Genomic DNA, 19,448 nt, shown 5'->3' with positions numbered 1-19,448 from the left:
TGCCTGGCGTTGTTGACCGTGGAGACGGCCAATATGGGGATGGTGGCCTACGAGATGAACCAGACCGTGCAACGCGTCGGCGCACACCTCTCGGTCGATCCGCGTCCGACCCTGGATGAGGCCGGCTCGAGACAACCATGAGCGATGACGAGCGTGAGTCCTGGTACGACGAGGATGCGGGTCCCCTTGTGCGCCTGTACGCCGTCACACACGGGCGGTCCGACAACGCACGGCCCGAACTGGACATGCTCACGCTCGTGGTGAACGCGAGCGCGGGCGTGCGACCACGACGGCCCGACCCCGAGTACGCGGAGATCCTGCGGCTCAGCCGCACGGCGCTATCGGTCGCGGAGGTCGCCGCGCATCTGAACCTGCCGTTGACCTCGACAAAGATCCTGGTCGGCGACCTGATCGACGACGGGCAGCTCAAGTACCGCTCCCCCGATCCCAAACCGGACGCGGTCGCGCGCAACCCTGAATTGTTGCGCGCTGTACTCCGGGGGATCCAGGCGATCTGAACCGATCCGGCGCCACCGTCACGGTGACGCCGGATCGTCGGCTCATTTCATGCGGGCGAGAAGACGTTTCGCGTTCATGTACGCGATCGCCTCGATCGACACCATCGGGTTGACACCGCTCGCGGTCGGGAAACAGGACGCGTCCGCGACGACGATATTGGGCACCTCCCAGGTGACGCCGTCGGGGTCGACCGCGCAGTCCTCGCGGGAGCCGCCCATGCGGGCCGAGCCCATGATGTGCAGCGCGCCCATCCCGCACTGTGCCGGACCGTAGCCCGCGGCCTCGGCCGACGCGGCGAATTCGGCGTGCGAACCACGAACTCCCGGTTCGTATTCCGCGCCGAGCTGGTGCCCGGAGAAGATCCGCTTCGCGCCCGCGGCCTCCAGAATCCGCGCGGCCCCGACGATTCCGGTGTGCATATGGGCGGCGTCGCGTTTCGACAGCGTGTATTTCACGATCGCCTCCCCGCTGCCGTCGACGGTGACGGTGCCGTGGTCGCGATCGCGGGTGATGACGCCGACCGCGGCGGTGCGCGCCAGATCCAGCATGGCCGAGCGATGCTGCTGCGCTCCACGCCAATTCATGAATCCGACCAACATCCCCGGATGCAGCGGCCCGGTCTCGTAGATGACACCGTAGCCGTCGCTCAGATCGCTGTGCTTCCGCGAGATCCTGGTCTGGAGTCCGCCCTCCCAGGGGCGCACCTCGTCGTCGAATGTGCCGAACACCGCGGACGCGGGGTGCAGGCGCAGGTACTTGCCGATGTTCTTGTTCCGCAGTCCGGACCGGCGCAGCAACGCGGGGGTCTGGATCGCGCCAGCGGCGACGACCACCGCGCGGGCCCGCACCCGGATCTCGGCCCCGTCGGCGGTCACCGCCCGCACCCCCTCGGCGCGCCCGTTGCCGACCTCGACCGCGCGGACGTCGACGCCGACGACCAGTCGGGCACCGTGCTCGGCCGCATCGGCGAGCCAGGTCTTGGTCGCCGACTGCTTCGCGCCGAGTCGGCATCCGTAACCACAACGCCCGCACTCGATTCCAGCGTCGCATGCGTCGGTGACGTTGCGCGGGAGTTCGGCGATATCCCAGCCGAGCGCGGTCACTCCACGCGCGAGGACGTCGTCGCGCGCCGACAGCGGTGACCGGTCGTAGGTGACGCCGAGGCGGCGTTCCACCGCGTCGAGGGCATCGCCGAATTCCTCGTCGGCGAACTGGGTCGCGCCGAGTCCGGCCCATTCGGCGCGCACGTCGTCGGGGGTGCGCAGCGAGGTGCTCCAGTTGACGACGGTGCCGCCGCCCAGACATCCGCCGGCGACGAGGGTCAGCTGACCCTCGGCCGTCGCGGTCGGGCCCGGTGCGTACAGATTCAGCAGGCCGTCGAGTTCGCCCGCGCCGAAATCGGCGTCGTCGTAGTAGCCGCCGCGTTCCAGGACGACGACGTCGAGTCCGCCTTCGGCCAGAACCGCCGCCGCCGCGCCACCGCCTGCACCGGAACCGATGACGACGACATCGCAGTCGTAGGTGGTCGCATCGGACGGACGCAGCGGGGTGAGCGCGGGCTTCGGCGCGGAGGCCAGCGGACCCGGCGGCGCGGGATAGCCCATCTCCTTCCACAGCGGATTGGTCCCGTCCGGTCCCGGTGTCGTGTAGTACGACAGCAGCGCGGCGGATTTCAGCGCTTGGAAGACCGCGCGTTTGGCGGGCAGTCGCGATTCGCCGAGGCGAAGCAGGAACCGTTCGCGCTCGGCCTGCGACCGCGCGGAGAACCTGCGCGGTCCCGCACCGGCGAGCAGGCCCATCAGCGGCGTGTCCCAGAGCCCGAGCAGTGTGGCGACCTGTTTCAGTTCGGCGGCCCTCGGATTGCGGGCGAGCAGCCTGACCACCACGTCCGCGACGTTCAACTCCGCCGCGCCCGGCAAGCCGAGCCCGTCCCCGGGCGCGAACGTATCGCAGATCAACTCGAGCGCCGCCCGTTGCCGGGCCGTCAGTGCCGTCGATGCCATGGGTTCCTCTCCGTCCCGGCCGGTGCTGAGGTGCCGAAATACTGGACAGAGGGGCTGGATCTGTCGCGTCGGGCACCCGGCCGCCCTCGGGGGCCCGGTGCTCTCGTCGGCCGGGGTAGTACTCCGATATACAAGAATGCTCGTTCACATAATATGTGTGCTGGAACACTACCCCGGCTCCGCGAGACCGTAAAGCGACGCGGCGTCCGCACTCAGCGGCGGGCGATCGAACCGTCGCGGAACACCCAGCGCAATCCCACGAACCGCAGCAGCGTCGCCACCAGATTGGCCGAGACCAGCGCGAGCAACTGCCACTGGACCGGCACACCGGGCGCCCATCGATGCAGTGCGAACAGTGCGACGCTGGTGACGAGTAGCCCGAAGCCGAAGATCAGCAGTCCCTGGAAATGGTGGGCGAGCGCGCGGGCCGACCCGCGCACGCCGAAGGTGAAGGCCCGGTTGGCCGCGGTGTTGCCGAGCGCGGTGATCAGCAACGCGGCGAAATTCGCGAGCTGCGGACCCGCTACCGGCTGCCACAGCAGATACAGCGCGGTATAGGCCACCGTCGACACCGCGCCGACGATCGCGAACCGCACCACCTGCCCGACCATGCCGCGCGGCACGCCGTCGACGAGCGGTTCGCGCCCGATCGCGCGGCGCAACTCGTTCAGCGGCAGCGCACCGGTCGTCATGGCGCGCGCGAGCCGCCAGATGCCCCGCAGATCCTTGCGCGCGGTGTCGATGATGTCGACGCGGCTGTCCGGGTCGTCGATCCAGTCGACGGGTACCTCGTGCACCCGCAACCCGGCGTGCTCGGACAGGACGAGGAGTTCGGTGTCGAAGAACCATTCGCCGTCCTGCACCAGGGGCAGCAGTTGCCGGGCGATATCGGCGCGAATGGCCTTGAATCCGCATTGCGCGTCCGAGAACCGCGCCCGCAGTGCGGCTTTGAGGATCAGGTTGTATCCGCGCGAGATGAACTCGCGTTTCGGTCCGCGCACCACCCGCGCCCTCGGGCTCAGGCGGGTGCCGACGGCCAGATCGGAATGCCCCGAGATCAGCGGGGCGACCAGCGGAAGCAGGCCGTTGAGATCGGTCGAGAGGTCGACGTCCATATAGGCGAGGACCTCGGCGTCGGAGTCGAGCCACGCGGTGCGCAGCGCGCGACCGCGGCCTTTCGCCGTCAGATGCAGGACGCGCACGCCGGGGTATTCGGCCGCGAGCGCGTGCGCGACAGCGAGGGTGGCGTCGGTACTGGCGTTGTCGGCGATGGTGATTCGCGTGGGAAAGGGGAACCCGTGGGCCAGGTGCGCGGAGAGCCTGCGCACACAGCCCGCGAGATCCTTCTCCTCGTTGTAGACCGGGATCACGATATCCAGGACCGGCGGCGCGGTCGCGGTGCCGATCGTCCGAGGATCGGTCGCGGTATCGCTCATGTCGTCAGCTTCGCCGACCGACCTCCCCGAATCCTGCGGGTCGGCTGGGAGTTTCCTGTGGATGGGCGCGCGGCAGCGACACCGAGAAGGTCGCACCCGCGCCGGGCACGCTGTCGACGGTCACCCGTCCGCCGTGCGCGGCGACCAGCGCCTGCACGATCGACAGGCCGAGACCGGTGCCGCCGCTGGTCCTGGTCCGTGAGCTGTCGGTCCGGTAGAAACGTTCGAAAACCCGTGCGGCGGCCTCCGGTTCGAGTCCGGGGCCGGTGTCGATCACGTCGACGCGCACTTCGTCGCGCGAAGGTTCCAGACGCACCGTCACCGGCGTCCCCGCGGGGGTGTGGGTGAGCGCGTTGCCGACCAGATTCGTCAGCACCTGACGCAGCCGCCCCTCGTCGCCGTCGACCACCATCGTGCCCTCGCCCGCGCCGATCTCCAGCCCGATCCGCCGCCGCGCGCCGGGGACGGCGTGCTGATCGGCGTCGATCGCCTCGGCGTTGTGCACCGCGTCGCCCGCCACCGCGAGCAGGTCGACCGGCGCGCGTTCGACCGGGCGGTCGGCGTCGAGCCGGGCCAGCATGAGCAGATCCTCGACCAGCAGTCCCATCCGGCGCGCCTCGCCCTCGATGCGGCGCAGGACGAGTTCCGGATCCTTGCTCGCCCCTTGGCGATACAGCTCGGCGAAACCGCGGATGGTCGTCAGCGGTGTGCGCAATTCGTGGCTGGCGTCGGCGACGAATCGGCGCATCCTCGCCTCCGAACGTCGCGCGTCCTCCTCCGAGGCCTCGGTGGCCGCGACGCCGTGCTGGATCCGGGTGAGCATCACGTTGAGCGACCGCGCCAGCCGGTCCACCTCGGTGTCGACTCCGCGCACCGGAACTCGCCGGTGCAGGTCACCGCCCGCGATGGCGGCCGCGGTCTGCTCGACCGTGAGCAACGGCCGCAGGCTGCGCCGGACGGCGAGGTAGCCGACCACGCCGAGCGCGAGCAGAGCCAGTGCGCCGGTGCCGAGTTCGAAGTAGATCAGACGCGAGACCGTCTCCTGGTTGTCGGTCAGCGGCAGTCCGATGGTGGTCGATCCGTACTGGTTCGACACGGTCAGCACCCGCCAGTGCGCGCTCGAATCGCCGATCGAAGCGACGGTGACCGGGCCCGGACCCCTCCCCGCGCTCAGATCGGGCAGTTCGCCGGTGCCGCCCGCGAGCTGGTTGTAGACCTGTCCGTCGACGCCCGTGCGCAGTTCGAAGAACCGCCGTGGCTGGTCACCGGCGGATTCGGGACGCGGAGCCGGTCCCGGCATATCCGCCGGGACCCACTGCGTCCGCCCGTCCTCGGAGACCACCTGCCGCATCGCCCTCGGCATCGCCCAGGTGCGCGCCGAATCGGAGAGCTGGTCGTCGACGCGCTGGGTGAGCGACCGGCTCAGTGCCGAGGTGACGGCGAATCCGGTGGCCACCAGCGCGAGCGCGGAGAGTGAGACGAGCACGACGACCAGCCCCACCCGCAGTGGCACCGCCGACGAACACCTGCGCAGCCACGAGCGCGCGCTCGGCTCGGGCACGGTGGATCCCCTGGTCATACTCCCAGGCTGACAAGGTCGTCGGCGCTGAACCTGCGAGCGCGCTGGGAGTTCGCTGTGAACGTCGGGACCGGCTCGCGGTGTGGCCGGATCACGGTGGGGGAGCGGTCAGGTCGTAGACCGTCGCGTCACCGATCGTCCGCGGGGTGTAGTGCGCGCTCACCCATTCCTCGATCTGCTGTCCGGTCGATTTCTCCCGTTCCCCGCCGGGGCGCGGCGGACGCGGCCCCGAACGCCGCGCCGTCACGAAATAGCCGATATCGCCCGCCGCGACGTGCGCGCGGAACTCCTCCAGGGTCGGGGCGTCGTCGCGACCGCTGAAACCGCCGATCGCCATCACCGACGCGCCACTGCGCAATTCGAGTCCGGAAGCGCCGAAGGAACCGACGGTCGCCGCGGACCAGCGCCGGTCGCAGGCGCGCACCATCGCCTCGAGTTCGGTGTCGGGGCCGATGCCGGGAGGGCCGTCGGGACCCGGGCCGGGAGGTCCACCGGTGGCGGCAGCTGCCGGGCCGGGGTTCGCCTCTCGTGACATGCGCTGCCCGGCGGGCGGCGCGTCGGCGGCGGGCTCACCGGCTCGCCCCTGTCCGGCCGTGGGGCTCCCACTGGACGGCGCTCCACCGGACGGCGCGTCGCGACTCGGCCCGGTATCCGGACTGCCGCCGGACGGCGCCTCACCTCTCGCCCCGGTATCCGGACCGCCACCGGACGGCACGTCCCCTCTCGCACCCGGGCCCGGACTGCCACCGGACGGCGGGCCGCCCATCGTGTCGCCTCTGGCACCCGGGCTCGGGCTTCCACCGGGGGGCGGCCCACCGGCCAGTGCATCACCCCTCGGCCCCGACGCCGGGATACCGCCGCTGTGCGGATGGGTGGTGGTGACCACCGTGTACGAGGCGGTGCCCGCGAATCCGGCGATCAAGCCGACCGCCGCGAAGATCGCGGGCAGCACGCGAGCCCGCCGGGTTCCCGGCAGCAGACCCACCGCGGCGACGATCGCGCCGATCACGATCGACCAGCGCAGCCACGGCAGCCATTCCGGCGTGCGGTCGAGCAGGACGAAGGCCCAGACACCCGTGACGACGACCATCACGGCGAGGATCATCCGCGCCGAGACGGCGGCCCGCAGTTCCCACAGCCGCGTCACCGAGACAGCGGCGAGCGCGGCGACTCCCGGCGCGAGGGCGACCGTGTAGTACGGGTGGATGACTCCGCTCATATAGCTGAAGACCAGTCCGGTGCCGAGTACCCAACCGCCCCACAGGATCAGGGCGGCGCGCGCACGGTCGGTGCGCGGGGCGCGGCGGGTCGACCACAATCCGGCGACGAGGCCGATCAGGGCCGCGGGCAGCAGCCAGGACACCTCGGTGGCCATCAGGTCCCGCAGGAGCCGGGTGATCCCGGTGTCGCCGCCGAACGCGCCGCCCATCCGCGCACCCGCGGCGGGGGCGGACTGTCCGCCCGGATTGCCGTGTCCGCCGAGCAGTCTGCCGAGTCCGTTGTAGCCGAGCGTCAGCTCCCACAGGCTGTTGTTGGTCGAGCCGCCGATGTAGGGGCGGTCGCGTGCGGGCCACAATTCGACGAGCAGGACGTACCAGCCGCCCGCCGCGATCAGCGCGACCAGCGCGGTCACGAGTTTGCCCACGCGCGAACCGAATCCGCCCGCCGCCGCGACGAGGAACACCAGTCCGAACGCGGGCAGGACGAGGAACGCCTGCAACATCTTGGTCAGGAATCCGACCCCGACGCCCACTGCCGCGAGGACCAGCCAGCCGGTACTGCCCGACCACCATCGCGTGCCGTCGGCGTCGACCGCGCGCACCGTGCAGTAGGCGGCGGCGACCAGGGTGAAGGTGAGCAGGGCGTCGGGATTGTCGTAGCGAAACATCAAGGCCGCGACCGGGGTCGCGGCGAGGGCGGCACCCGCGATGAGCCCGGCGCCGGGTCCGGCCCAGCGCCGGACGGCGGCGCAGAGCAGCGCGACCGAGCCGACGCCGAGCAGCGCCTGCGGAACCAGCACCGAGAACTCACCGAAGCCGAAGAGTCGCCCGGACAGTCCCATCAGCCACAGCGCGGCGGGCGGTTTGTCGACGGTGATCGCGTTACCCGCGTCGTGCGAACCGAACAGCAGCGCGCGCCAACTCCGCGCGCCCGCCTGCGCCGCCGCGGCGTAGTACTCGTTGCCCCAGCCGGACACGGTCAGATTCCACAGATACAGCAGCGCGGTCGCGCCGAGCAGCGCGAACACTCCGGGCCGGGCCCACCTGGGCTGGGTGATCGGTCCGAAGATCAGCCGGTCGGTCCACGTGGGCGGTCGCGGGTCCGCCCACCGCGCGGGTCGTGGTCGTGCCGCCGCCGGGGCGCTCGCGGTCGCCGTCATCGTCTGCCCTTCCGCATGGTCGATCCACCGTTGTCCGTTCGCACCGAGCCCGTCATCCCCCGCCTTTCGCGTCACCGACCCGTCGAACCTATGCGCGGCGCCTCTCTGCGGGCTCCGAAGTTCCTGCGAACCAGCTGTGAATGAGCTTCCGGATTAGTTTTGGTCTAACTAACTAAAACTATGCTACGGTGGTCGCATGATCGAGACGATGGTCAGGACCCCCGAGGGCGCGCGGCCCGACGACCTGGAGTTCCTGCGCTTCCCCGGCGGTGAGTGGTTCCTGCGGACCGGCCCGGCGTTCGACCCCGAGGCCGAACGTTTCGCGGTCGTCCGGGGCGGATTCCCCGACGACCTGCTCGCCCTGGGCATGTGGGCCGACGTGGTCCGGCGGCACGGGAAACCCGCGCGAGTACTGATGCCCTACATCCCGGCCGCACGCACCGACCACGACATACCGTGCGGCGCCGCCGTCTACGCCGCGGTGATCGGCGCCTTCGCCGACGAGGTGATCTACGCCGATATCCATTCGCCACTGGCGAAATCGACACTGCGCGGGCCGACGCTGACCGAGATCCCGCTCGGGCGACTCGCCTGCTCGGCGCTACCGCGCGACTACGACCTGGTCGTCGCCCCCGACGCGGGCGCGGGCGAGCGGGCCGCGATCGTGGCACAGGCGCTCGGAGCGGAGGCGTCCGGCGTGGACGCGCCCGGGGCGATCCCCGTCGCGCACGGACGCAAACGTCGCGATCCGGCGACCGGGCGGCTCGACGGTTTCGAGTTGTCCACACCTGTGACGGGCCTGCGAGTACTCGTGGTCGACGACATCTGCGACGGCGGCGGCACCTTCGCCGGACTCGCCGCGGCGGGTTCGTTCGACACCGCCGAACGGGTGGACCTGTGGGTCACCCACGGCGTCTTCTCCGGCGGCGACCGCCTCGCGGCCAATCTCGCGCCCTATTCCCGCGTCTACTCCACCGACTCACATCCCGGCGCTCGCGCGACCGCGCTGGCCCCGGACCGTCTGCACCTGATCGACCTGGTCGATCACGTTCTCTCCGAAGGAATCCTGTGATGTTCCGCCGTGCCACCGATCCCCTGTTCCTGACCGACGCCTACAAACTCGACCACCGTCGCCAGTACCCCGACGGCACCACCCGCGTGTATTCGAATCTGACCCACCGCGCGTCCCGGATCGACGGCGTCGAACACGTCGTGCATTTCGGATTGCAGGCGTTCCTGCGCGATGTACTGGAAGACTCCTTCGCGCGGTTCTTCGCCGCCGACGTCGACACGGTCTGCGCCGAGTACGAGCGTCGCGTGCGGTCGATCCTCGGACCGAACCTGATCGGCAGCGACCACATCCGCGCGCTGCACGCCCTGGGTTACCTGCCGTTGAGCATCCGCTCGGTACCGGAGGGCACTCCCGTTCCGCTGCGCGTGCCGGTGCTGACCATCGAGAACACCCACCCGGATTTCTTCTGGCTGACCAATTACCTGGAAACCGCGCTGTCGGCGGCCATCTGGCAACCGTCGACCTCGGCGACCAGCGCGTGGCGGCTGCGCGCGCTGCTGGAGGCGCGGGCCGAGGCGACCGGCGCCGATCCCGGGGCGGTCGGTTTCCAGGGGCACGACTTCTCCTTCCGCGGCATGCCGGGCATCGAGGCCGCCGCGGCCTCGGGAGCCGCGCATCTGCTGTCGTTCAGCGGCTCGGATTCGCTGGTGTCGGCGGACTGGATCGACTACTTCTACCCCGACGATTCCGGAGAGCAGATCCTCGGCTCGGTCGCCGCCACCGAACATTCGGTGATGTGCGCCGGTACCCGCGAATCCGAGGACGACACCTACCGCAGGCTGCTCGATCTCTACCCGAGCGGGATCGTCTCGGTCGTCAGCGACACCTTCGACCTGTGGCGGGTGCTCACCGAAACGCTGCCCGCGCTGCGTGATCGCATTCTGTCCAGGGACGGGACGCTGGTGATCCGACCCGACTCCGGTGATCCGGAGACCATCCTGTGCGGCACCGCCGCCGACGAAACCCCGGCCGGACGCGGGGTGGTACAGCTGCTGTGGGAGACCTTCGGCGGCACCGTGAACGCGGCGGGCTACCGCGTCCTCGATCCGAGAATCGGGGTGATCTACGGCGATTCGATCACCTACGACCGCGCCGACGCCATCACCGCGCGGCTGGCGGAGATGGGATTCGTCTCGACCACGGTCGTTTTCGGGGTCGGCTCCTACACCTACCAGTACGTCACCCGTGACACCTTCTCCTCGGCGATGAAGGCCACCTACGTCGAGGTCGACGGGATCGGACGCGACATCTTCAAGGCGCCGGTCACCGACTCGGGCACCAAACGCTCGGCGCGCGGCCGTCTCGCGGTGCTGCCCGGCGCGGACGGCGAACTCGTCGTCCACGAGCAGGCCACCCCCGAGCAGGAGGCGGCGAGCGCGCTGGTCGAGGTGTGGCGTGACGGAACCTTCGTCCGCAGAACGGGTTTCGCCGAGATCCGGGCACGGTTGCGCGAGGAGAGCAAACGCTTCCGGTGATCGTGTCCTCGGATGCCCCGGACATGTCGCGGGGCATCCGACGGTCACGGACGCGGGTCAGCCCGCGAAATGCAGACTCCACTCGCCGCGAAAGTGCAGTCTGACGACGCTGCCCGGCGGGATGTCCACGCGCCAGAACGATTTCGGCGGTGCGTCCAGGGTCACCAGCAGCGCGGCACGCACCACCGCCGGATGGGTCACGGCGACGGTCGATTCGCCGTGCGAGGCGATCTCGGCCATCCAGTACCTGATCCGGGCGATGACATCGGTGACGGATTCGCCGCCGTGACCACGGAACTCCGGATCGGTGAGCCACGCGTACAGCTCGGCCTGGGGCACGGAATTCAGTTCGTCACCGCGCCACGCGCCCGCGTCCAGATCGCGTAGCCGCTCGTCGGCCGCACCGGACAGGCCCATCGCCGTCGCCGTCTCGGTGGCCCTGTGTTCCGGCGCGGTGAGCACCCTGGTTCCGGCGGGCCTGCCCCAGGCCGTGATGGCGCGGCGGCCCGCCTCGGTCAACGACTCGTCGGCGGGGAAACGTGCCTTGCGCATCGCCTCGGTCATGCCGTGGCTGACCAGGTCGAGTTTGAGCACCTTCTGCACGGGTGGAAGCGTACGGCGACGGCGCGCGCCCGGGTCGCCGATTGCCACTCGCCGGTGCTTGTCGGTCCCCGGGTGCACACTGTCGATATGGCCGAGCACTCGCAACCGGAGTTCTCGACCGCCATGTTCTCCAAGGCGACGAGCGAGTGGTTCGACGGCGCGTTCCCCGCGCCGACCTCCGCCCAGCTCGGCGCCTGGCAGTCCATCGCGGCCGGGGACCACACCCTGGTCGTCGCGCCGACCGGGTCGGGAAAGACCCTGTCGGCGTTCCTGTGGGCGATCGACCGGCTGGCGAGCCGGGAACCGTCGGACCAGCCGCGCGGCACCTCGGTGCTCTACGTGTCACCGCTCAAGGCGCTGGCCGTCGACGTCGAACGGAATCTGCGAGCGCCGCTGGTGGGGGTCACCCAGACGGCCAAACGGCTCGGCTCCGAGCCGCCGGATATCAGCGTCGGCGTGCGCTCCGGGGATACCAGCGCCGCCGATCGCCGGGCGATGCAGCGCAAACCCCCCGACATCCTCATCACCACCCCCGAATCGCTGTTCCTGATGCTCACCTCGGCGGCCAGGCAAACCCTCGCCGAGGTCGGCACGATCATCGTCGACGAGGTGCACGCGATCGCGGGCTCCAAACGCGGCTCGCACCTGGCGCTGTCGCTGGCCCGGCTCGACCTGCTGACCGAGCGGCCCGCCCAGCGCATCGGTCTGTCCGCGACGGTGCGCCCACCCGAGGAGGTCGGCCGATTCCTGGTCGGCAACGCGCCGATCACCATCGTGTCCCCGCCCTCGCCGAAAACCTTCGACCTGTCGGTGCGGGTGCCGGTCACCGATATGACCGAGATCGGCGACTCGGATCAGCCCGGCTCGATCTGGCCGCACGTCGACGAGGCCATCGTCGACCTGGTGCTCGACCACCGGTCATCGATCGTGTTCGCGAATTCGCGCCGCCTCGCCGAGCGGCTCACCGCCCGGCTCAACGAGGCCTACGCCGCCCGCGTGGGCGACCCGGTCGACACCGCGCACGGCCCGCCCGCCCAGCTGGGCGCCTCCACCGAGGTGGTGCACGGCGCGGAACAGCTGCTCGCCCGCGCGCACCACGGGTCGGTGAGCAAGGAGCAGCGCGCCGTCATCGAGGACGATCTCAAGAGCGGGCGGCTGCGCTGCGTCGTCGCCACCAGCAGCCTGGAACTCGGCATCGATATGGGTGCGGTCGATCTGGTCGTGCAGGTGGAAGCGCCGCCCTCGGTGGCGAGCGGGTTGCAGCGGATCGGGCGGGCCGGACATCAGGTCGGCGAGATCTCCAAGGGCGTGCTGTTCCCCAAACACCGCACCGACGTCATCCACTGCGCCGTCACCGCGCAGCGGATGCTCGGCGGACAGATCGAAGAACTCGCGATTCCGGCGCACCCGCTCGACATCCTGGCCCAGCAGACCGTCGCGGCCTGCGCGCTGGAACCGATCGATGTCGACGCGTGGTTCGACACCGTGCGCGGCACCGGCAGTTACGCCGCCCTGCCGCGCTCGGCCTACGAATCGGTGCTCGACCTGCTCGCCGGGCGCTATCCGTCCGACGAATTCGCCGAATTGCGGCCGCGGCTGGTCTGGGACCGGGACGCGGGCACCCTCACCGGACGGCCCGGAGCCCAGCGGCTGGCCGTGACCTCGGGCGGCGCCATCCCGGATCGCGGCATGTTCGCGGTGTACATGGTGGGTGAGAAGAATTCGCGGGTGGGCGAACTCGACGAGGAGATGGTCTACGAATCCAGGGTCGGCGACGTTTTCGCGCTCGGCGCGACCAGCTGGCGAATCGAGGAGATCACCTTCGACCGGGTCCTGGTGACACCGGCCTTCGGGCAACCGGGACGGCTGCCGTTCTGGCACGGCGACGGCCTGGGCAGACCCGCCGAACTCGGTGCGGCGCTCGGGGAATTCGTGCGCAAGGCCGGGAAGGCGAACGTCCCCGGCCGCGGAACGGCCTCCGCCCCCGACACTTCCGCGTCACCCGCCGACGGATTCGACGCACTCCGTTCGAGCGGGGCGATATCCGCCACGCTGCTGAATATCGCGCGGTCGGCGGGCCTCGATGTCAACGCCACGACCAATCTCGCCGCCCTGCTGGACGAACAGCGCACCGCGACGGGCACGCTGCCCACAGACAAGACGCTGGTGGTGGAGCGTTTCCGGGACGAACTGGGCGATTGGCGGCTGGTGCTGCACTCCCCGTACGGGCTGCCGGTGCACGCGCCGTGGGCGTTGGCGGTGGGCTCGCGGCTGCGGGAACGTTTCGGTGTCGATGTCGCGCCGAACGCCTCCGACGACGGCATCGTGGTGCGTCTACCCGACACCACCGACGAGCCGCCGGGCGCCGATCTGTTCGTCTTCGAACCCGACGAGATCGACGAGATCGTCACCGAACAGGTCGGCGGCTCCTCGCTTTTCGCGTCCCGATTCCGTGAATGCGCCGCCAGGGCGCTACTGCTGCCCCGGCGCGATCCCGGTAAACGCGCACCGCTGTGGCAGCAGCGGCAGCGGTCGGCGCAACTGCTCGACGTCGCGCGCAAATTCCCCGACTTCCCCATCCTGCTGGAGACCGTGCGCGAATGTCTGCGCGACGTGTACGACCTGCCCGCGCTGCGTGATCTGCTCGGCCGGGTCGCCAGGCGTCAGCTGCGGTTGATCGAGGTCGAGACCGCGACGCCGTCGCCGTTCGCGAGTTCGCTGCTGTTCGACTACATCGGGCAGTTCATGTACGAGGGCGACAGTCCGCTTGCCGAGCGGCGCGCCGCCGCGCTGTCGCTGGATTCGAGCCTGCTCGCCGAACTGCTCGGCCGGGTCGAGCTGCGCGAATTGCTCGACGCGGAGATTCTGGAGCAGACCGAGCGGGAACTACAACGGCTCACCCCCGAGCGCGGCGCCAGGGACGCCGAAGGTCTGGCGGATCTGCTGCGGCTGCTCGGGCCGCTGACCGCGGACGAGGCGGGGCAGCGCTGCGTCCGCGCCGGAGACCGGCGCGAGGACGAGGCGAACGAGACCGGCGCCGACGACGATTCGGCGGCCGCGCCGGACCACCACGCGTGGTTCGCGGAATTGCGGACGAGCAAACGCGCGCTGGAGGTCGGTTTCGCGGGCCGCACCTGGTGGGTCGCGGTCGAGGACGCGGCGCGACTGCGCGACGCCCTGGGTGTTCCGCTTCCCATCGGCACGCCCGCTGCGTTCATCGAACCGGTCGCCGACCCGCTCGGCGACCTGGTCGGGCGCTATGCCCGCACCCACGCGCCGTTCGGCACCGAGGCCGTCGCCCGGCGATTCGGCATCGGCACCGCGGTCGCCGCCACCGCGCTGCACCGGCTGGTCGCCGAGAAACGTGTCGTGGAAGGCGAGTTCACGCCCGCGGCGACCGGTTCGGAATGGTGCGACACCCAGGTGCTGCGCCGTTTGCGGCGACGCTCGCTCGCCGCGGCGCGGCACGAGGTGGAACCGGTCACCACCGCCGCCTTCGGACGTTTCCTCCCGTCCTGGCAACATGTCGGCACCGGGGAACTGCGCGGGGTCGACGGCGTCGCCACGGTGGTGGAACAGCTCGCGGGCGTGCCGATTCCGGCCTCGGCCTGGGAATCGCTGATCCTGCCCGCCCGCGTCGGCGACTACTCGCCCGCGATGCTCGACGAACTCACCGCCACCGGCGAGGTCATCTGGTCCGGGCACGGGGCCATCACCGCGAAGGACGGCTGGATCGCGCTGCACCCGGCCGAACACGCGCCCTTCACCCTCGCACCGCCGGACGAGATCGAACTCTCCGAAACCCACCTGCGGCTGCTGACCACCCTCGGGGCGACGTTCGCGATACCGCCGCCGGTCGAATCGGACGGCGACCACCCGGCTCCGCGCCTACCGCCGGTCCTGCACGGCGGCGGCGCGTATTTCTTCCGCCAGCTCTCCGACGCCACCGGACTGCTCGACGACACCGCGGTCTCGACCGCGCTGTGGGAGCTGGTGTGGGCGGGCGTCGTCTCGGGCGACACCTTCGCGCCGGTGCGGGCGCTGCTCTCCGGCACCACCCGCACCACCACCGCCCATCGCACCCCGCGCCGCGCCCCGCGTGGCCGCGCCTACCTGCCGCGCCCGAGCATGCCGGCCAGGACCGGGCCGCCCGCGGTCGCGGGACGCTGGTCGCTGCTGCCGGAGCGGGTGTCCGACAACACCGTTCGCGCGCACGCGACGGCCGACACCCTGCTGGAACGCTACGGCGTACTGACCCGTGGCTCGGTCCAGAACGAAGGGGTGCCCGGCGGTTTCGCGCTGATGTATCGGGTCCTCACCGAATTCGAGGACCGTGGGCGGTGCCGTCGCGGCTATTTCGTCGACTCGCTGGGCGGCGCGCAATTCTCCACCACCGATGTGGTCGATCGGCTGCGCTCCTTCGACACCGACCGCGTCCGGCCGGGTTCCCGGCGCACCGCGACGGTGGCGGCACTGGCCGCGTGCGATCCCGCCAACCCGTACGGCGCGGCGCTGCCGTGGCCCCAAGGCGACGGCGAGGGCGGGCACCGGCCCGGACGCAAGGCCGGAGCGATCGTGGTGCTCCTCGACGGCGAAGCGGTGCTGTACCTGGAGCGCGGCGGTAAGACGCTGCTCACCTTCACCGAGGACCCGGACGCGCGCCGCGCCGCCGCGTCCGCCCTGGCCGATCTGGTGCGGACCCGTCGGGTCGACGCGCTGGTGATCGATCGGGTCGACGGAGATTCGGTGCACGGCAACACCTTCGCCGAATTCCTGACCGGCGCGGGTTTCTCGGCCACCCCGCGCGGTCTGCGACTGCGAGGGCATTCGTGATCCGGATACGGTCGTGCCATGCCCGAAGGTGACACGGTATTCCTGACCGCGGCCAGACTGCGGCGGGCCCTGGTCGGTAAGACGCTGGTCCGCAGCGATTTCCGGGTGCCGCGCTACGCGACGGTCGACCTGGTGGGCGAACGCGTCGACGAAGTGGGCAGTTACGGAAAGCACCTGTTCATCCGGACGCCGCGGGTGAGCATCCACACCCATCTGAAGATGGAAGGCATCTGGCGGACCTACTGTGTCGGCGAACGCTGGACCCGTCCCCGGGTGACCGCGCGGCTGGTTCTCGCCACCGACGACACCGAAGCCGTCGGCTTCTCCCTCGGCAAGGTCGAGGCCGTGCCGCGCGCTCAGGAGCATCTGGTGATCGACCATCTCGGCCCGGATCTGCTCGGCCCCAACTGGGATCCGGCCGTCGCGGTCGAGCGGCTACAGCGCACTCCGGATCAGGCGATCGGCGTCGCCCTGCTCGACCAGCGCAATCTGGCGGGCATAGGCAATGTCTTCCGCAGCGAAGTCTGTTTCCTGCGCCGGGTCCATCCCGCGACGCCCGTGCGCGATGTCCCCGATCTGCTCGCCCTGGTCAACGAGGCCCACCGCATCCTGTCCGAGGCCGCGCACTCGCCGCCGCGCCGGGAACTCGTCTACGGCCGTCAGCGTCGGCCGTGCCAGCGGTGCGGCACAGCCATCACCGTCCGGCCGCTGGCCGACACCACCCCGGCCTCCGATCGCATCACCCAGCACGAACGCGGGATCTACTTCTGCCCCCGGTGCCAGCCGCCCCCCGGGTGACCGCCGTACTCACCGCTCGAGCAGACTCCGCAGCGCGTCGAGATCGCGGCGCACCCATCCGGCGTCGGTCTCGAACTCGTCGTCGGTCACTCCGGCGCGACGGAACAGGGTCAGCACGACGGTGGTCCCCTCCTCGTTGCCGATCGCGCGCAGCGGGATGTGCAGGGCCGAACCGTCGGGGAATCGCACCCGGTGGTCGGCGATGCCGAAGTCGTTGGGCGGGCTGAAGCGGACGTAGGCGCTGCCCTGGGGAGCGTCGGCGAGCCATTCGCCCGGTTCGGCTCCCTGGTCCTCGCCTCCGGGCGCGAGTCCGCCCGCCAGGCCGGTGGCCCAGGACGGGTAGTTCGCCGGATCGCCGAGGAAGGCGGCGACCGTCGCGAACGGCTGTTCGATATTCACGCTGACATGGCGCACGGGTCTGGTCACCATTCGACCCTACGACGACGGACTCCCGCTCAGCCCTTGACGGCACCTCACCCGACCCATAACTTACAAATTGGAAGTTAGGTGAGGGAGTGTGGCTGTGAGCGATTCGAACGATCCGCGACGGTACGTGGTGATCGGCGGCGGACTGGCGGGGCTCGCGTCGGCGGTGTGGCTGGCCGAGGCGGGTAAGCAGGTCACCCTGCTGGAGCGACGCGGCCGACTCGGCGGACGCGCCCACGCCATGAAAGCCGAAGCGGCCGAGGATCTTCCCGACAACGGTCAACACGTGATCGCCAGCGGCTACCACCACCTGTTCCGGTATCTGACCAGCGTCGGCACCCGACGCTTCGTCGCCTTTCCCGATGGCGGCACCCTGCGCTGGCCGGACGGCCGCTCGGCGACCATGCGGACCACCGGCCTCGGCGCTTGGCGCACACTCGCCGGACCGCATCCCGACGCGACGGCACTGGACCGGGTCCGCACCGCCCTCGCCACCGCGCGGCTCGGCTGGCAGTGCCTGCGGCAACCCGCCGATCTCGCCGACCTCACCACCGCGCAGTGGTTCGACCGCGTCGGCATGCCCGCCACCGCGCGCGAGGCCGTCTGGGATTGGCTGGCGCTCGGGATCGCGGCCGAGCCGGTGCACCAGGAATCGGCCAAGGTGTTCGCCGATGTGCTCGCGACCGGAATCCGACTGGGAATCAAGGATCGCAAAGGTGTCAATATCGGCTACCCCACCACCGATCTCGACACCCTCTATGTCACCGGCGCGCTCGAGGTCTTCGCGCGACACGGGGTCGAGGTGCGCCACCGGGCGGTGGCGCGTCGCGTCCACATCGCCGACGGGAAGGTGACCGGGGTCGCGCTCGCCGACGGTTCCGTCGTCCCCGCCGACGCGGTGATCTGCGCGGTGCCCAACGCGAATATCGGCGGCCTGCTCGACGAACTGCCCGAACACCCCGAGATCTACGCCGCCGCCGACAAACTCGGCTATACCCCCATCGTCAGCACCAACCTCTACCTGGACGGGCCGCTCGGCACCGAGAGCGAATTCGAGGCGCTGATCGGCGGCACCGGCGTCATCGACGAGGTTTTCGACCGGCAGCTGATGACCGGCCGCAGCACCGAACGGGCCTGGCTGTACTGCCTGACCACCAGCGGCGCCTACGAGCAGATCCACAAATCGCACGAGGAGATCGTCGCCGAACAACTGGCCATGCTGCGCCGCTACTACCCCGCCGCCGCGACGCTGAAAGTGGTTCAGGCGCAGGTCGTCCGGATGCCGAAGGCCACCTTCTCCCAGGTGCTCGGCACCCACGGCCTGCGCCCGGCCCAGCGCACCTCGGTACCGACCCTCGCGTTGGCCGGTGACTGGACCGCCACCGACTGGTCGGCGACCATGGAGAGCGCGGTGCAGAGTGCCGCGCGGGCGGTGGATCTGCTGCTCGCGCTACCGTCTGAGTCGTGAGCATCGAGCGTCGCCCCGCCGCACCGCCGCGGACGAGTCCGGCGCCCGTCGATCCACCTCGCGCCGACGCCGATTCGGCGTCGACACCGCGGCGGCGCATGTCCGCCGCCGATCGCCGCGCCCAACTCCTCGACATCGCCCGCGACATCGTCGCCGCCGAAGGTTTCGCCGCGGTGACGATCGAGCGGGTGGCACGGTCGGCGCCCGTCGCGCGAGCCCTCGTCTACCAGCAGTTCGTCGACCTCTCCGGGCTGATGACGGCGCTGCTGGAACGCGAGAGCGAGATCGCGCTCGCGGGGATCAGCACCATCGACCCGCTGGGTGTCGACGATGACGCCGCGAGGTCGAGTACCGACGACCGCGTCGGTACCGGCACCGAACACGGCGCGGGCGACGACCTCGGCGGCCCGACGAGCGCGGGCGACCTCGGCGGCCCGATGGCGAGCGCAGGCAGCACCCCTACATCGGCCGGGCGCGACGACGTCGACCGGGTCGGGCGGGCGATACTCGCCTACCTACACGCCTCGCCGACCAGCTGGCAGATCATGCTCAGCCCACCCGACGGCGGACCGCCCGGCCTGCGCGAGCGGCTCGACATGGGACGCGCCTACGCCAGGGCGATCGGCGCGGGCCACCTGTCCCGCTACGCGGGGGTCACGGTCGATCCGGACGGCCCGACCCAACGCCTGCTGCTGGCCGCCATCGAGGAGATCGCCCGACTACACCTGGCCGACCGGCAGAACTATCCCGACGAACTCGTGCTGAGCTACCTGCGTTCCCTGGTGGACTGGGCCACGGCGATGGAATCTCCGCGCGACCCGACCTGAGAGCAAGCACGGCGCTCGCGAGGCCGTGA

At 70.5% G+C, this 19,448-nt stretch carries 13 protein-coding genes; 7 read left to right on the top strand and 6 right to left on the bottom strand.

Features of this window, described 5'->3' with window-relative positions:
* Positions 1 to 137: 137 nt before the first annotated feature.
* On the top strand, positions 138 to 518 hold the full coding sequence (locus DAT37_RS16670; protein ID WP_109525579.1) for a DUF742 domain-containing protein: 381 nt from the start codon (positions 138 to 140) through the stop codon (positions 516 to 518).
* A 42-nt stretch (positions 519 to 560) separates the two neighbouring features.
* Here DAT37_RS16670 and DAT37_RS16665 read toward each other — a convergent pair whose 3' ends face one another.
* From DAT37_RS16665 to DAT37_RS16650, 4 genes are all read right to left on the bottom strand, one after another.
* Positions 561 to 2,522 (bottom strand): GMC family oxidoreductase N-terminal domain-containing protein, encoded by a 1,962-nt coding sequence (locus tag DAT37_RS16665; RefSeq protein WP_109525578.1) that lies wholly within the window; start codon positions 2,520 to 2,522, stop codon positions 561 to 563.
* Between the two features lie 212 nt (positions 2,523 to 2,734).
* Positions 2,735 to 3,958 (bottom strand): bifunctional glycosyltransferase family 2/GtrA family protein, encoded by a 1,224-nt coding sequence (locus DAT37_RS16660; protein ID WP_109525577.1) that lies wholly within the window; start codon positions 3,956 to 3,958, stop codon positions 2,735 to 2,737.
* A gap of 4 nt (positions 3,959 to 3,962) precedes the next feature.
* On the bottom strand, positions 3,963 to 5,537 hold the full coding sequence (locus tag DAT37_RS16655) for a sensor histidine kinase (RefSeq protein WP_198654283.1): 1,575 nt from the start codon (positions 5,535 to 5,537) through the stop codon (positions 3,963 to 3,965).
* Positions 5,538 to 5,628: 91 nt separating this feature from the next.
* On the bottom strand, positions 5,629 to 7,917 hold the full coding sequence (locus DAT37_RS16650) for an ArnT family glycosyltransferase (protein WP_109525576.1): 2,289 nt from the start codon (positions 7,915 to 7,917) through the stop codon (positions 5,629 to 5,631).
* A 196-nt stretch (positions 7,918 to 8,113) separates the two neighbouring features.
* On the opposite strand from DAT37_RS16650, the gene DAT37_RS16645 reads away from it, so the two are divergent.
* The gene (locus DAT37_RS16645; RefSeq protein ID WP_109525575.1) at positions 8,114 to 8,989 is read left to right on the top strand and encodes a phosphoribosyltransferase family protein; all 876 of its coding nucleotides are present in this window, start codon (positions 8,114 to 8,116) and stop codon (positions 8,987 to 8,989) included.
* Positions 8,989 to 10,464, top strand: coding sequence for a nicotinate phosphoribosyltransferase (locus DAT37_RS16640; protein ID WP_109525574.1), 1,476 nt, complete (start codon positions 8,989 to 8,991; stop codon positions 10,462 to 10,464). The genes DAT37_RS16645 and DAT37_RS16640 overlap by 1 nt, the downstream gene beginning before the upstream one ends.
* Positions 10,465 to 10,521: 57 nt before the next feature.
* Here DAT37_RS16640 and DAT37_RS16635 read toward each other — a convergent pair whose 3' ends face one another.
* Entirely contained in the window at positions 10,522 to 11,067 is a 546-nt protein-coding gene (locus DAT37_RS16635) for a histidine phosphatase family protein (protein WP_109525698.1), read from the bottom strand.
* A gap of 87 nt (positions 11,068 to 11,154) precedes the next feature.
* Between DAT37_RS16635 and DAT37_RS16630 the strand changes: the two genes are divergently transcribed.
* Complete coding sequence (locus tag DAT37_RS16630) at positions 11,155 to 15,900, top strand: ATP-dependent helicase (protein ID WP_198654282.1); 4,746 nt, start codon at positions 11,155 to 11,157, stop codon at positions 15,898 to 15,900.
* Positions 15,901 to 15,918: 18 nt separating this feature from the next.
* Complete coding sequence (locus tag DAT37_RS16625; RefSeq protein WP_109525573.1) at positions 15,919 to 16,698, top strand: DNA-formamidopyrimidine glycosylase family protein; 780 nt, start codon at positions 15,919 to 15,921, stop codon at positions 16,696 to 16,698.
* 9 nt (positions 16,699 to 16,707) lie between these two features.
* On the opposite strand, the gene DAT37_RS16620 is transcribed toward DAT37_RS16625, so the two are convergent.
* Positions 16,708 to 17,127, bottom strand: a complete 420-nt coding sequence (locus DAT37_RS16620) for an SRPBCC family protein (protein WP_198654281.1) — start codon at positions 17,125 to 17,127, stop codon at positions 16,708 to 16,710.
* A 94-nt stretch (positions 17,128 to 17,221) separates the two neighbouring features.
* On the opposite strand from DAT37_RS16620, the gene DAT37_RS16615 reads away from it, so the two are divergent.
* Complete coding sequence (locus DAT37_RS16615; RefSeq protein ID WP_109525572.1) at positions 17,222 to 18,592, top strand: hydroxysqualene dehydroxylase; 1,371 nt, start codon at positions 17,222 to 17,224, stop codon at positions 18,590 to 18,592.
* Positions 18,589 to 19,419 (top strand): TetR/AcrR family transcriptional regulator, encoded by an 831-nt coding sequence (locus DAT37_RS16610; RefSeq protein ID WP_232839780.1) that lies wholly within the window; start codon positions 18,589 to 18,591, stop codon positions 19,417 to 19,419. The genes DAT37_RS16615 and DAT37_RS16610 overlap by 4 nt, the downstream gene beginning before the upstream one ends.
* Positions 19,420 to 19,448: the final 29 nt, after the last annotated feature.

Source organism: Nocardia aurea (assembly GCF_003123685.1).
Lineage (GTDB): Bacteria > Actinomycetota > Actinomycetes > Mycobacteriales > Mycobacteriaceae > Nocardia > Nocardia aurea.
The sequence above is the reverse complement of the archived record's forward strand: the minus strand, read 5'-3'. Positions and strand labels throughout refer to the sequence as shown.